This is a genomic window from Kitasatospora sp. NPDC033851 (assembly GCF_055576085.1).
The window spans coordinates 24,936-37,498 of the sequence record NZ_JBVIRL010000016.1 but is presented as its reverse complement, the minus strand read 5'-3'; the positions used below and the strand labels follow the sequence as shown (position 1 = coordinate 37,498).

Sequence of the window (12,563 nt, the reverse complement as noted above, 5' to 3'; positions counted from 1 at the left end):
ACTGGTGGGCGGGACGAGGCCCGGCCTAGGGTCGGCCCCAGGAGGCCCGCCGCGCGGGTGGGCCCCGACGTCGACCGTGGCAGCGCGGCCACGGCTCTGGATCGGAGCGATGCCCGATGAAGACCGAACACTCCCCGTTGCCTGGCCTGCGGGCCGAGGACGGCGAGACCCTCGACGCCCTGCTGGACTCCTCCCGGCGGCTGCGCCGGTTCTGGCCGCTGCTGGCGGCCGGCCCGGAGCCCACCGCCCCCGCGTCCGTCGGCTTCCGGGTCCCGTCCGGGGCGCAGCGGGTGGTCGCCGGGATGGCCGAGTACGGCTTCTGAGCCGGAGCCGGATCGAGACCCGGCCGGACCACAGCGGGACCGGACCACAGCGGGACCGGATCGAAATCTGGCCGGATCGGAGCGGAACCGGATCCGTCCGGGGCACGTCACATCCGCGCGGAGCGGCCGAGGAGGCGGCACCGCTGAGCTCTCGGGAGGATGTGCAGATGGATCTGGAGACGATGCCCCGGCGCGGTCGGCGGGCGATGGCCCTGGCGGGTCTGGCGCTGGCGGCGGTGGTGACGGTGGCCGGGTGCAACGGGGACGGCAAGTCCGCCTCGGACTCGGCGACGAGCGGCGCGGCCACCGGCTCCGCCTCGGCGAGTGCCTCCCCGCAGGCCCCGACGCCCTCCGGCGACCCGTCCGCGGCCCCGACGGGGAGCCCCGCGGGCGCCGGGACGCCGCCGCAGACGCCGCCGACCGGTTTCTCCCCCACCCTGGGCTCGCCCGCTCCCGGGCAGGCGACGCCGGGCACTCCGCCGGTCAACGGGATCGCGCCGGGCGAGCCGAACCCGAACGGCTCGGCCGCGCCCGCGCGCCCGCCGGTGGCCTACCGGGTGGACGGCACCACCAAGCTGACCGTCTACTTCTTCGGCGGGGTCTGCACCAAGTACGCGCTGAAGGCGGACGAGTCGCAGCCGGGCCGGGTGGACGTCACCGTGGTGTCGGGGCCGCCCACGGTGGGCCCCGGGCAGGTCTGCAACGCGCTGGCCAAGCGGCAGTCGGTGTCGGCCGATCTGCGCTCGCCGCTGACCGGGCGGACGGTGGTCGACAAGACCAGCGGCCAGGAGCTGCCGCTGGACGCCGAGCCGCACTCCGGGCCGGACCCGGTGACCCCGGACGTCGCCGGCCAGTAGGAGCCCTGCCGTACGAGCCCTACGGCGCCAGGAAAACGAAGAGGCGGCCCCGGGAGCACCCGGGGCCGCCTTTTCGCAGCCGACTTAGCTGAACGAGTCGCCGCAGGCGCAGGAGCCCGTGGCGTTCGGGTTGTCGATCGTGAAGCCCTGCTTCTCGATGGTGTCGACGAAGTCGACGGTGGCGCCGCCCAGGTACGGGGCGCTCATCCGGTCGGTGACGACCTTGACACCGTCGAAATCCTTGAGCACGTCGCCGTCGAGCGAGCGCTCGTCGAAGAACAGCTGGTAACGCAGGCCGGAGCAGCCACCGGGCTGGACGGCGACGCGCAGCGCGAGGTCCTCGCGGCCTTCCTGCTCCAGCAGGGCCTTGACCTTGGCCGCGGCGGCATCGGTAAGGAGGATGCCACTCTCGACGGTGGTCTCGTCCTGGACGGTCATCTGCTTTCTCCCGGTCTTGACGACGGTTCTGCCGCCAGTGCCAACCACCGTCCGTCCGGATTCATTTCCCGGGCGGCGATGGATTTCTTCGGCCTGTTTCGCGGCGGATTTTCCGTGGGCCGGGTGTACCACCCGTGTCCCCTACGCTCCCCATGCTCGCACAACCCTGGCCGGACCGGTCACCGCCCGAGCCCCGGATCCGGCTGAACCGGCCCCGCGGCGGCCCGTCGGACGCCAGGATGGTGCCCATGATCCTTCGCCCGGTCAGGGACACCGCCGCGGACGCGGAGGCCGTCCAGGAGCTGTCCGCCGCCGCGTTCGCCGACCCCGCCGAGGCCGGACCGGCGCCGGGGCCGACGCCCCTGCAGCTGGCCAGGACCAGGCACCTGGCGCGCACCGACCCCGGGGGCTGCTGGCTGGCGTCGATCGGCGGGGAGCCGGTCGGGGCGGTGCTGTCGATGCGCCGGGAGGGCCTGTGGACGCCGTCCCTGTACGCGGTCCGGCCGTCCGCGCAGGGCAAGGGCGTCGGGCGGCTGCTGCTCGAGCGGGCGGCGACGCACGCGCGGGGCTGCCTGCGAGGGATGGTCTGCGCCTCGGACTCCCCCGCCGCGGCGCGCCGCTACCGGCTGGCCGGGTTCACCCTGCACCCGGCGATGCGGCTGGCCGGGCGGGTGGACCGGAACGGGCTGATCGACCCCGGGGACATTCCGGTGCACCGCGGCAACGCCACCCACCTGCACCTGCTGGACTCGGTGGACCGGCGGCTGCGCGGGTCCGCACACGGGCCCGACCACGAGCTGATGCTGGGGCACTTCGAGGAGCTGCTGATCGCCGACGCGCTGGCCGGCAGCGGCTACTGCTACCGGGACGGCGGCGCGGTGCGGCTGCTGGCGGCCACCAGCAAGCGGATCGCCGCCCGGCTGCTGCGCGAGGCGCTGGCCCGGGTGCCGGACGGGGTCGAGGCGAGGGTGGAGTTCCTGACCGCGGAGCAGGAGTGGGCGCTGGACGTCGGGCTGGAGGTCGGGCTGACCCCGCGGGCGGCCGGGTTCGTCGGGGCGCGCGGGATGCGGCCGCCGATGCCGTACCTACCGAGCGGGGCGTTCCTGTAGCGGCGGTCGGGAACGCGCGAAGGCCCCACCGGGAGCCCGGTGGGGCCGTGCGCGGGAGCCTCGGGGCCCCGGTCAGACCATGGTGTCCAGGATCTCCCTGACCATCTCAATGGTGGTGCCCGGGTGCAGGAAGGCGAAGCGGGCGACCGTCTCGCCGTCCCAGCCGGTGGGGGTGACGAAGCCGATCTGGTCCGCGAGCAGCTGCTGCGACCAGCGGTAGTAGTCGTCGTTGGTCCAGCCCGTGCGCTTGAAGCAGACCGCCGAGAGCTGCGGGTCGAACAGCAGCTCCAGGTGGTCGGTCTCGCGGATCAGCTGCGCGGTCTCCCGGGCCAGCGTGAGGCCGGTCTCGATGGCGTCGGTGTAGGCCTGGACGCCGTGCACGGCCAGCGAGAACCAGAGCGGCAGGCCGCGGGCGCGCCGGGTCAGGTGGTAGGCGTAGTCGGTGGGGTTCCACTCGTCGCCCTCGGTGTGCAGGACGTCCAGGTACGAGGCGTCCTGGGTGTGCACGGCGCGGGCGAGCTGCGGGTTGCGGTAGATCAGCGCGGCGCAGTCGAAGGGGGCGAACAGCCACTTGTGCGGGTCGACCACGAAGGAGTCGGCGTGCTCGATGCCGTTGTAGCGCTCGCGCACCGAGGGCGCGAAGAGGCCCGCGCCGCCGTAGGCGCCGTCCACGTGGAACCACAGGTCGCGCTCGCGGGCGACCTCGGCCAGGCCCGCGAGGTCGTCGATGATGCCCTCGTTGGTGGTGCCGCCGGTGCCGACGACGGCGATCACCGTCTCCGGGTTCGGGTCGGCGGCCAGCGCGGCGCGCAGGGCCTCGCCGGTGAACTGCCGGTTCACGGTCGGGACCATGAAGGCCTCGACGCCGATGATGTTGAAGGTGTTCTTGACCGAGGAGTGCACCTGGTCGGCGACGGCTATCCGCAGCCGCACCTCCGGACCGCTGGGACGACCCTGCTCGGCGAGGCGGCGGCGGGCGGTGTCGCGGGCGACCACGAGGGCGGAGAGGTTGCCCGCCGAGCCGCCGGAGACGAAGGTGCCGCCGGCCGACTGGGGCATGCCCGCGCGGTCGGCGATCAGGCGCAGCACCTGGTTCTCGGCGGCGATCGCGCCGGCCGCCTCCAGCCAGGAGATGCCCTGCAGCGAAGCGCAGGAGACCACCATGTCGAACAGCAGCGCGGCCTTGGTCGGGGCGCACGGGATGAAGGACAGGTAGCGCGGGCTGTCGGCGGAGATGACCGCGCGGGACAGCTCGTGGTCGTAGAGCTTGAGCACGTCGGCCGGGTTGTTGCCGTCCTGGTTCAGCAGGCCGGCCAGCTGGGTACGCAGGTGCTCGCCGTCACCGGGGTGGTCGAGCGGGACGGGGTCGTACTGCAGCCGCTCCCGCATGTAGTCGAAAACCAGGTCGACCAGTTCGTTGTCGGGCCGGTGCATGCGGTCGGAGGCTGCGGACACGGCGGGTCCCTCTCGGCTGTGGGGTGTCGGGGGGTGTGGATCCGGCCCGGTCGGCGGGGGGCTTCACCGCGACGACCGGACGTGATCAGCGTAGGCAGCCGGAGTGCTTCGCCGCGCGTCGGAACGCGGCTGGTCAGGCAGGTTTCGAGCGTCTTCGGGCGGGTCCGCGCAGGATTCCTGCGTACCGCCCGGGCGTCAGCCGATCAGCTGGGAGAGGACCACCGAGGAGCGGCTGCGCTGGACTCCGGGCTCGCGCCGGATCCGCTCGATGACGGCCTCCAGATGGCGCATGTCGGCCGCCCTGAGGTGGACCAGGGCGTCCGGGTCGCCGGTGACCGTCCAGGCCGCGATGACCTCGGGGAACTGGCGCAGGCTGGCGAGGATCTCCTCGGGGGCGGTGCGCTCGCGGCAGTAGACCTCGACGAAGGCCTCGGTCTGCCAGCCGAGGACGGCGGGGTCGAGCACCACGGTGAAGCCCCGCACCACGCCGCGCGCCCGCAGCCGGTCGATCCGGCGGCGCACGGCGGTGGCGGAGAGGTTCACCTGCAGGCCGATCTCGGCGTACGAGGCGCGGCCGTCGCGGCCGAGCCGGGCGAGCAGGAGCCGGTCGGTCTCGTCCAGGTCGGTCCCGACCACCTCGTGCGCTCGGCTGCTGCTCATCGGTGCGGGGCTCCACGGGTCGTGCGAGGGTTCGGCGGCGCGTCGCGGCGGCGGGCTGCCACTGTCACTGCGGCGGCCACGGCGGCTGCCACTGCGGCTGTCACTGCCGAAACGGTTCGCCACCCATTCTGGCGGATGACCTGAACGAGGTCACCGCCGACGGATGACGGGCTGGAGGCCGTCACGCCACCAGGAGGACGATCTTTCCCCGGGTACGGCCCTCGGCGCTGAGCGCCTGGGCGGAGGCGGCCTGGGCCAGCGGAAAGGTGGAGGCCACGGTCACGGTCAGCCGGCCGTCGTCGGCGAGCGCGGCCAGCTCGGCGAGGCCGTCGGCGTCCGGGCGGACCCAGACGTACCGGCCGCCGAGCGCCTTGACCCCGTAGTCGGTGATCGAGGCGATCCGGCCCGGGTCGGCCACCAGGCCCGCCGAGACCTGGACGGCGCCGCGGCCGACCAGGTCGAGGGCCGCGTCCACGCCGTCGGGGGCCAGCGCGCGGACCCGGTCGGCCAGGCCCTCGCCGTAGCTGACCGGCTCGGCGCCGAGGCCGCGCAGGTAATCGTGGTTGTGCTCGGCCGCGGTGCCGATCACCCGGGCGCCGAAGGCCCGGGCGAGCTGCACCGCCAGGTGGCCGACCCCGCCCGCCGCGGCGTGCACCAGGACGGTCTCCCCCTCGGCGAGCCGCAGCGCCCTGAGGCCCTGCAGCGCGGTGAGCCCGGCCAGCGGCAGGCCGCCGGCCTGCACCCAGTCCAGCGCGGCCGGCTTGCGGGCGAGGGTGCGGACCGGGGCGGAGACCAGCTCGGCGTAGGTGCCGTGCTCGACGGCGTCCTTGCGGACGTAGCCGTACACCTCGTCGCCCGGGGCGAACTCGGTGACGCCGCCGCCGACCGCGCGGACCACGCCGGCCGCGTCCCAGCCCATGATCATCGGGAAGTGCGCGTCGAGCACGCCGTCCAGGGCGCCGTCCCGGACCTTCCAGTCCACCGGGTTCACCCCGGCCGCCCGGACCTCCACCAGGACCGAGTCCGGGCCGACCTTGGGATCGGGCAGATCGGTGTACTCGACCACCTCGGGGCCGCCGTAGCGGTTGATCGCGATTGCTTTCATGGCTCAGCCATACCCGGAAGCTTGGAAATATCGATTCGGCCACGCCCGGACTCCCCCAAACCGGGCATCCGACCCCGCCGGGGGTCCGATTCGTCGAGCGGTTCTCGTCACATCGACAGGATGGCCATCGTCACTCTGACGCTAACCGGTTATCATAGATAGCGTCAGTTAGACGAAAAGGCTTCACCGCTCGATCGGCCGCACAGAAGGGCACCCGCCCGTGACCACCACCATCACCGAGACCTCCGGCGTCGACCCCACTCCGACGCCGCTCGCTCTGCTGCTGCTCGGCCGCGAGGCCGACCCGAACAGCGAGCGCGGCGTCGACTGCCCCGGTGACCTCCCCCCGGCCTCCGACCCGAACCTCGTCGAGCGCGCCCGGGCGGCGAAGGCCGCACTCGGCGACCGCGTCTTCATCCTCGGCCACCACTACCAGCGCGACGAGGTGATCGAGTTCGCCGACGTCACCGGCGACTCCTTCAAGCTCGCCCGTGACGCGGCGGCCCGCCCCGAGGCCGAGTTCATCGTCTTCTGCGGCGTGCACTTCATGGCCGAGTCCGCGGACATCCTCACCACCGAGGCCCAGCAGGTCGTCCTGCCGGACCTCGCGGCCGGCTGCTCGATGGCCGACATGGCCACCGCCGAGCAGGTCGCCGAGTGCTGGGACGCGCTGACCGACGCCGGCATAGCCGACGTGACCGTCCCGGTCTCGTACATGAACTCCTCCGCCGACATCAAGGCCTTCACCGGCCGGCACGGCGGCACCATCTGCACCTCCTCCAACGCCAAGCGCGCGCTGGAGTGGGCATTCGAGCAGGGCGAGAAGGTCCTCTTCCTGCCCGACCAGCACCTCGGCCGCAACACCGCGGTGCGCGACATGGGCTTCTCGCTGGACGACTGCGTCGTCTACAACCCGCACAGGCCGAACGGCGGGCTGACCGCCGAGCAGCTGCGGGACGCGAAGATGATCCTCTGGCGCGGCCACTGCTCGGTGCACGGCCGGTTCAGCCTGGACTCGGTGAACGACGTCCGCGCGCGGATCCCCGGCGTGACCGTCCTGGTGCACCCCGAGTGCAAGCACGAGGTCGTCGCGGCCGCCGACATGGTGGGCTCGACCGAGTACATCATCAAGGCGCTGGACGCCGCCGAGCCCGGCTCCAAGTGGGCCATCGGCACCGAGCTCAACCTGGTCCGCCGCCTGGCCAAGGCGCACCCGGACAAGGAGATCGTCTTCCTGGACCGCGCGGTCTGCTTCTGCTCCACCATGAACCGGATCGACCTGCCGCACCTGGTCTGGGCGCTGGAGTCGCTGGTCGAGGGCCGGGTGCCGAACGTGATCACTGTCGACCCGGAGACCGAGAAGTACGCCAAGGCGGCACTGGACCGGATGCTGGCCCTGCCGTAGGCACTCGCCCCGAGCGCCCCGGAGGCGAGCGGGCGAGTAACAGCGAGCGGGCGAGTAACAGACTGAGGGCGAGTAACAGACTGAGGGCGGGCCCCCTCCACGTGGAGGGGGCCCGCCCTTTCGTCTGGCAGCAGCCGCAGCTACTCGGGGAAGCCCGGTATCACGCCCTCGCCGTCGGCCATCAGCAGGTCACGGACCTCGTCGATGGTCGCGTCGGCACTCGGCAGGATCAGCTCAGACGGTTCCAGCGAATCCAGCGGCACCGGGGTGCCGTACTGCTTCACCGCGTCCAGCAGCTTGCCGTAGGCCAGGCGGAAGAGCTCCTCGTCCCCCGACTCCAGTGCGGTGACGAGCTCGGCGTCGAGCTCGTTGAGCATGTTCAGGTGGCTCTCGCCCACCTCGAACTGCCCTTCACCCATGACCCTCATGATCATGCCGTGCGTCTCCCTGGTTCGTGGGGTCGAGCTCAGATCACTTGTTGTAGTTGATGCGCGGGGTGTCCTGCTGCTGCTGCGGCTGGGCCTCCGGCTTGCCCTGCTCGATCGCGGCCGGGCCCGAGGTGGGACCGCCGGACAGCTCGGCCTTCATCCGGGCGAGCTCCAGCTCGACGTCGGACCCGCCGGCCACGCGCTCCAGCTCGGCCTCGATGTCGTCCTTGCGGCCGAGACCGCTGGCGTCGTCGAGCGCGCCGGAGGCGAGCAGCTCGTCGATGGCACCGGCCCGGGCCTGCATCTGGGCGGTCTTGTCCTCGGCTCGCTGGATGGCCAGGCCGACGTCGCCCATCTCCTCCGAGATGCCGGAGAAGGACTCGGCGATGCGGGTCTGCGCCTGGGCGGCGGTGTAGGTCGCCTTGATGGTCTCCTTCTTGGTGCGGAAGGCGTCCACCTTGGCCTGCAGCCGCTGGGAGGCGAGGGTGAGCTTCTCCTCCTCGCCCTGCAGCTGCTGGTACTGCGTCTCCAGATCGGTGATCTGGGACTGCATGTTGGCCTTGCGGGTCAGCGCCTCGCGGGCGAGGTCCTCGCGGCCGAGGGACAGTGCCTTGCGACCCTGGTCCTCGTACTTGGCCGACTGCTGCTGGAGCTGGGTCAGCTGAAGTTCGAGGCGCTTGCGCGAGGTCGCGACGTCCGCGACACCACGCCGTACCTTCTGCAGCAGTTCGAGCTGCTTCTGGTAGGAGTAGTCGAGCGTCTCACGGGGATCCTCCGCCCGGTCCAAGGCCTTGTTCGCCTTGGAGCGGAAGATCAACCCCATACGCTTCATGATTCCGTCGCTCATGGGCCTCGGGTGCCCCCTTCTCCGGCCTGCGGTCTCTATCTCGTTACCAGACACGACGAGTGTATGTGCAGCGAGCCCTTCGCCGCAGCGCACCTGCCTGCAACAAGACTGCTACAGCGACCAGGGGTGTTTCCTCCTCCCCCGGGTGGATCCGCCCCTCATCCCTCCCATCCTCCATCCGACTGATCCCCTACGGGAAGTCCCCCGGGAAACCCGGTTCGGGCGGCCGTCTCGCGGTATCGATATGCGTTTGGGTCCGAGGGCGCCCGTGGAAGCGGCTCCGCACCCCGTACGCTGGTGGTGTGTTCCGACGCCGTTCAGATGATGCCGCCGCCTCCGCCACCGTGCTGGAGAAGCAGGACGAGACGACCCAGGCCCGCCACCCGGAGGCCAAGAAGGGCCGCCCCACCCCCAAGCGCAACGAGGCCGAGGCCCACCGTCGCACCCGGGTGACGGTGCCCAAGGACCGCAAGGAGGCCGCGCGCCAGTCGCGGGACCGGATGCGGGGCGAGCGCGAGAAGCAGCGCCAGGCCCTGGTGAACGGCGACGAACGGCACCTGCCGGCCCGTGACAAGGGCCCGGTGCGCAAGTTCGCCCGCGACTACGTGGACGCCCGCTGGTCGCTCGCCGAGTTCTTCCTGCCGGCCGCCGTGGTCATCCTGGTGCTCAGCATCATCAAGGTGAGCCAGATCCAGATCCTCTCGACGCTGCTGTTCCTGCTGTTCTTCGTCTTCGTGATCCTGGACTTCGTCCGCCTCGGCCTCGGTCTGCGCAAGCAGCTCGCCGCGCGCTTCCCGAACGAGAACACCCGCGGCGCGATCGCCTACGGCATCATGCGCACCCTGCAGATGCGCCGCCTGCGACTGCCCAAGCCGCAGGTGCGGCGCGGGGAGAAGCCCTGACCGCCGAACCGGTCGACTCCGGCTGGGCCCCGCCTTCCTGGGAGGGGCCCGGCCTGTACGCGCTTCCGGGGCAGGGCCACGGCGGCCACGACCGGCTGGCCCAGGAGCGCCGACTGCCCTCGCGCAGCGGGTCCTTCGCCGGCGGCACCGCCGCCTGGCTGGACCGGCTCGGCGGACTGCGCAACTTCGTCCGCCAGGAACTCGTCTCCCGCCAGCTCGCCGAGCAGCTGACCGGCCGCACCGCGCAGCGGGTCCTGGACATCGGGTGCGGCCAGGGCACCCAGGCCCTGCGGCTGGCCCGGGTCGGCCATTACGTCACCGGGATCGACTCCGACCCGGTCGCGCTCGGCGTCGCCCAGGGGGCGCTCGCCGAGGAGCCGCCGGAGGTCCGCGGCCGGCTGCAGCTGCTCAGCGGCGACGGCCACCAGTGCGGGCGCTGGTTCGGCCCGCGCAGCTTCGACGTGGTGCTCTGCCACGGCGTCCTGATGTACCTGCCCGACCCGGACCCGATGATCGCCTCGCTGGCCCGGCTGCTGGCGCCCGGCGGACTGCTCTCGCTGTTGGTCCGCAACCGCGACGCGCTCGCCCTGCGGCCCGCCGCCGCCGGGGACTGGCGGGCCGCACTGCACGCCTTCGAAAGCGACCGGTACTACAACCGGCTCGGGCTGGCCGCCCGCGCCGACCGGCTCGCCGACCTCTCCGTCACCCTCTCCGAGGTGTCGGTGCCGGTCCGGCACTGGTACGGCGTGCGGGTCTTCACCGACAACGCCCCCGACGACGCGGCCCCGCCGGTGGACGGGCGCCAGCTGGCCCAGCTGCTGGAAGCCGAGGACCGGGCCGGCCGCACCGACCCGTACCGGCAGGTCGCCGCGCTACTGCACGTCATCGGGGCGAAGTAGGGCCCTCGCGGGCCCTCCCCGACCGGGGCTCACTCCTCGTGCAGGCTCATCGCGTAGACGACCCGGTCGTCCTCCAGGAGCACCGCGGTGTCGACGCCGTCCTCCGCGAGCTGCTTCCAGGACTCCCCGATCCAGGTCTCGGCGTCCCCCTGGCCGGCGAACTCCTCCTGGCTGCCGCCGGGCGTCACCGCGCTGCCGTCCGCCTTCTCGTACCGCCACGTCCACGCCATGCCCGGCTCCTCCCACTGACGACACTGCCTGTGTCGCTGCGCACCTTAGCTTGCCCGGCCCGATCTTCCGTATGCCTCGTCCGGCAGGATGGGCGGCATGGCGACCCACCCCCCGCTCCCCCGCACCCTGCTGCTCGGCGGCGCCCGCTCCGGCAAGTCCACCCGCGCCGAGCAGCTGCTCGCCGACCGCCCGGACGTCCTGTACGTGGCCACCGGCGGCACCCGGGACGGCGACGCCGAGTGGGCCCAGCGGGTCGCCCTGCACCGGGACCGCCGGCCGGCGAGCTGGCGCACCGCCGAGACCTGCGACCTGGAGGCCGTGCTGGCCGACGCCGCCGACCCGGCGCCGGTGCTGATCGACTGCCTGGCGCTGTGGCTGACCGCCGTGATGGACGAGTGCGACGCCTGGGACGACGAGGCCTGGGCGGACCGGGGCGAGAGCGCGGTGCAGCGGCGCTGCGAGGCGCTGGCGAAGGCCTGGGCGGCCACCGGGCGGACGGTCGTCGCGGTGAGCAACGAGGTCGGCATGGGCGTCGTCCCGGCCACCGCCGCCGGGCGGCGCTTCCGCGACACCCTGGGCCGGCTCAACATGGCCGTGGCGGACGCCTCGGAGCGGGTCCTGCTGGTCGTGGCCGGGCAAGTGCTGACCATCAAGCCGGACGTCAAGCCAGCCGCGGACTGAACATCTTCGGCGTGTAGCCTTCCGGACGATGGACACGACCGTGGATCTCGATACGTTCTCCTCCCTCGTCGAGCGCCCCGACGAGAGCGCCCGGCGGGCCACCGAGGAGCGCTGGCAGGCAGCCGACCGACCGCGCGGCGGGCTCGGCAGGCTCGAGGAGCTGGGCAGCTGGCTGGCCTCCGTACAGGGGCGCTCCCCTGTGCGGCCGGTATCGGCGCCCAAGGTGCTGCTGTTCGCCGCCGACCACGGCGTGGCGGCGCTCGGCGTCTCCCGGATGCCCGCCGAAGGCGGCACGGCGGCCCGGGTGCGGGCCGTCCTGGACGGCACCGCGCCGGTGGCCAAGCTGGCCGCGCGCTACGGCGCCGAGGTGCGGGTCGTCGACGTCGCGGTGGACACCGACCCGGCCGACTTCCCGGACGAGGTGGTCGCCCACCGGATCCGGCGCGGCTCCGGACGGATCGACGTCGAGGACGCCCTCACCCCGGAGGAGACCGCCCGGGCCTTTCGGGCCGGCATGGCCGTCGCCGACGAGGAGGCCGACGCCGGCACCGACCTGGTCCTGCTCGGCGACCTCGGGGTCGGCTCCACCACGGTGGCCGGCGTCCTGGTCGGCGCGCTGTGCGGAACGGACGCGGCGGCGGTCACCGGGCGCGGCTCGGGGATCGACGACCGGGTGTGGATGGTCAAGTGCGCCACCATCCGGGACTCGCTGCGACGGGCCCGGCCGGTGCTCGGCGACCAGCTCGCACTGCTCCGCGCCACCGGCGGGGCCGACTTCGCGGCGATCACCGGCTTCCTGCTGCAGGCGGCCGTCCGGCGGCTGCCGGTGGTGCTGGACGGCGTGGTCGCGGCGGCCTGCGCGCTGGTCGCGCAGCGGATCGCCTTCCGGGCGCCGGAGTGGTGGCGGGCCGGGCAGTCCAGCGGCGAACCGGCGCAGGCGAAGGCGTACGACCGGCTCACCCTGACGCCGCTGCAGGACCAGGGCATCACCATGGGCGAGGGCGTCGGAGCGCTGCTGGCGCTGCCGCTGCTGCAGGCGGCGGGGGACGCGCTCGCGGACGAGGCGCCGAAGCCGTACGTGCCGGCGGCGCCGAAGGAGCAGCCGAAGCTGCCGTCGGCGGCGGATCTGCTGCGGAAGCTGTAGGCGGCGGGGTCGCCCGTACCTGAGCGTCGCAGCTCGGGTGGCGGCCCGTGGCCTTCCTGCTCGCGCGGTTCCCCGCGTC

General features: G+C 73.0%; 15 protein-coding genes. 8 read left to right on the top strand and 7 right to left on the bottom strand.

Going from position 1 to position 12,563, the window contains the following annotated elements:
* Positions 1–116: 116 nt before the first annotated feature.
* Both ACZ51D_RS27170 and ACZ51D_RS27165 read left to right on the top strand, forming a co-directional pair.
* Positions 117–323, top strand: a complete 207-nt coding sequence (locus tag ACZ51D_RS27170) for a hypothetical protein (RefSeq protein ID WP_360492479.1) — start codon at positions 117–119, stop codon at positions 321–323.
* A 167-nt stretch (positions 324–490) separates the two neighbouring features.
* Positions 491–1,180 carry a hypothetical protein gene (locus ACZ51D_RS27165; protein ID WP_360492482.1) on the top strand — a complete coding sequence of 230 codons (690 nt, stop codon included), beginning with the start codon at positions 491–493 and terminating at the stop codon, positions 1,178–1,180.
* Positions 1,181–1,264: 84 nt separating this feature from the next.
* On the opposite strand, the gene erpA is transcribed toward ACZ51D_RS27165, so the two are convergent.
* The gene (gene erpA, locus ACZ51D_RS27160) at positions 1,265–1,618 is read right to left on the bottom strand and encodes an iron-sulfur cluster insertion protein ErpA (RefSeq protein WP_189915188.1); all 354 of its coding nucleotides are present in this window, start codon (positions 1,616–1,618) and stop codon (positions 1,265–1,267) included.
* Between the two features lie 248 nt (positions 1,619–1,866).
* Here erpA and ACZ51D_RS27155 point away from each other — a divergent pair, with 248 nt between their 5' ends.
* Positions 1,867–2,727 (top strand): GNAT family N-acetyltransferase, encoded by an 861-nt coding sequence (locus ACZ51D_RS27155; RefSeq protein WP_465663755.1) that lies wholly within the window; start codon positions 1,867–1,869, stop codon positions 2,725–2,727.
* Positions 2,728–2,799: 72 nt separating this feature from the next.
* On the opposite strand, the gene ACZ51D_RS27150 is transcribed toward ACZ51D_RS27155, so the two are convergent.
* The 3 genes from ACZ51D_RS27150 to ACZ51D_RS27140 form a co-directional block, all read right to left on the bottom strand.
* Entirely contained in the window at positions 2,800–4,182 is a 1,383-nt protein-coding gene (locus ACZ51D_RS27150) for a pyridoxal phosphate-dependent decarboxylase family protein (RefSeq protein WP_465663754.1), read from the bottom strand.
* A 195-nt stretch (positions 4,183–4,377) separates the two neighbouring features.
* Positions 4,378–4,842: an Lrp/AsnC family transcriptional regulator gene (locus ACZ51D_RS27145; RefSeq protein ID WP_360492491.1), complete on the bottom strand. Its 465-nt coding sequence runs from the start codon at positions 4,840–4,842 to the stop codon at positions 4,378–4,380.
* 181 nt (positions 4,843–5,023) lie between these two features.
* Positions 5,024–5,947 carry an NADP-dependent oxidoreductase gene (locus ACZ51D_RS27140; RefSeq protein ID WP_465663753.1) on the bottom strand — a complete coding sequence of 308 codons (924 nt, stop codon included), beginning with the start codon at positions 5,945–5,947 and terminating at the stop codon, positions 5,024–5,026.
* Positions 5,948–6,167: 220 nt separating this feature from the next.
* On the opposite strand from ACZ51D_RS27140, the gene nadA reads away from it, so the two are divergent.
* The gene (gene nadA / locus ACZ51D_RS27135; protein WP_360492497.1) at positions 6,168–7,352 is read left to right on the top strand and encodes a quinolinate synthase NadA; all 1,185 of its coding nucleotides are present in this window, start codon (positions 6,168–6,170) and stop codon (positions 7,350–7,352) included.
* 140 nt (positions 7,353–7,492) lie between these two features.
* Here nadA and pspAA read toward each other — a convergent pair whose 3' ends face one another.
* A complete protein-coding gene (pspAA, locus tag ACZ51D_RS27130; RefSeq protein WP_360492500.1) occupies positions 7,493–7,786 on the bottom strand; it encodes a PspA-associated protein PspAA in 294 nt (97 codons plus the stop codon).
* Between the two features lie 37 nt (positions 7,787–7,823).
* A complete protein-coding gene (locus ACZ51D_RS27125) occupies positions 7,824–8,627 on the bottom strand; it encodes a PspA/IM30 family protein (RefSeq protein WP_360492503.1) in 804 nt (267 codons plus the stop codon).
* Between the two features lie 302 nt (positions 8,628–8,929).
* Between ACZ51D_RS27125 and ACZ51D_RS27120 the strand changes: the two genes are divergently transcribed.
* Together ACZ51D_RS27120 and ACZ51D_RS27115 are read left to right on the top strand one after the other, a co-directional pair.
* The gene (locus ACZ51D_RS27120) at positions 8,930–9,529 is read left to right on the top strand and encodes a DUF3043 domain-containing protein (protein ID WP_360492506.1); all 600 of its coding nucleotides are present in this window, start codon (positions 8,930–8,932) and stop codon (positions 9,527–9,529) included.
* A 158-nt stretch (positions 9,530–9,687) separates the two neighbouring features.
* Positions 9,688–10,428: a methyltransferase domain-containing protein gene (locus ACZ51D_RS27115; RefSeq protein ID WP_465621659.1), complete on the top strand. Its 741-nt coding sequence runs from the start codon at positions 9,688–9,690 to the stop codon at positions 10,426–10,428.
* A 29-nt stretch (positions 10,429–10,457) separates the two neighbouring features.
* On the opposite strand, the gene ACZ51D_RS27110 is transcribed toward ACZ51D_RS27115, so the two are convergent.
* Positions 10,458–10,658 (bottom strand): hypothetical protein, encoded by a 201-nt coding sequence (locus ACZ51D_RS27110; protein ID WP_360262116.1) that lies wholly within the window; start codon positions 10,656–10,658, stop codon positions 10,458–10,460.
* 97 nt (positions 10,659–10,755) lie between these two features.
* Here ACZ51D_RS27110 and cobU point away from each other — a divergent pair, with 97 nt between their 5' ends.
* Positions 10,756–11,340, top strand: coding sequence for a bifunctional adenosylcobinamide kinase/adenosylcobinamide-phosphate guanylyltransferase (gene cobU, locus ACZ51D_RS27105; RefSeq protein ID WP_465621538.1), 585 nt, complete (start codon positions 10,756–10,758; stop codon positions 11,338–11,340).
* A gap of 28 nt (positions 11,341–11,368) precedes the next feature.
* The gene (locus ACZ51D_RS27100; RefSeq protein WP_360492509.1) at positions 11,369–12,484 is read left to right on the top strand and encodes a nicotinate-nucleotide--dimethylbenzimidazole phosphoribosyltransferase; all 1,116 of its coding nucleotides are present in this window, start codon (positions 11,369–11,371) and stop codon (positions 12,482–12,484) included.
* Positions 12,485–12,563: the final 79 nt, after the last annotated feature.

Coding starts and splice junctions, on each gene's coding strand:
- ACZ51D_RS27170 (WP_360492479.1), top strand. CDS start 117: ATGAAGACCGAACACTCCCCGTTGCCTGGCCTGCGGGCCGAGGACGGC.
- ACZ51D_RS27165 (WP_360492482.1), top strand. CDS start 491: ATGGATCTGGAGACGATGCCCCGGCGCGGTCGGCGGGCGATGGCCCTG.
- erpA (WP_189915188.1), bottom strand. CDS start 1,618: ATGACCGTCCAGGACGAGACCACCGTCGAGAGTGGCATCCTCCTTACC.
- ACZ51D_RS27155 (WP_465663755.1), top strand. CDS start 1,867: ATGATCCTTCGCCCGGTCAGGGACACCGCCGCGGACGCGGAGGCCGTC.
- ACZ51D_RS27145 (WP_360492491.1), bottom strand. CDS start 4,842: ATGAGCAGCAGCCGAGCGCACGAGGTGGTCGGGACCGACCTGGACGAG.
- ACZ51D_RS27140 (WP_465663753.1), bottom strand. CDS start 5,947: ATGAAAGCAATCGCGATCAACCGCTACGGCGGCCCCGAGGTGGTCGAG.
- pspAA (WP_360492500.1), bottom strand. CDS start 7,786: ATGATCATGAGGGTCATGGGTGAAGGGCAGTTCGAGGTGGGCGAGAGC.
- ACZ51D_RS27125 (WP_360492503.1), bottom strand. CDS start 8,627: ATGAGCGACGGAATCATGAAGCGTATGGGGTTGATCTTCCGCTCCAAG.
- ACZ51D_RS27110 (WP_360262116.1), bottom strand. CDS start 10,658: ATGGCGTGGACGTGGCGGTACGAGAAGGCGGACGGCAGCGCGGTGACG.
- cobU (WP_465621538.1), top strand. CDS start 10,756: ATGGCGACCCACCCCCCGCTCCCCCGCACCCTGCTGCTCGGCGGCGCC.
- ACZ51D_RS27100 (WP_360492509.1), top strand. CDS start 11,369: ATGGACACGACCGTGGATCTCGATACGTTCTCCTCCCTCGTCGAGCGC.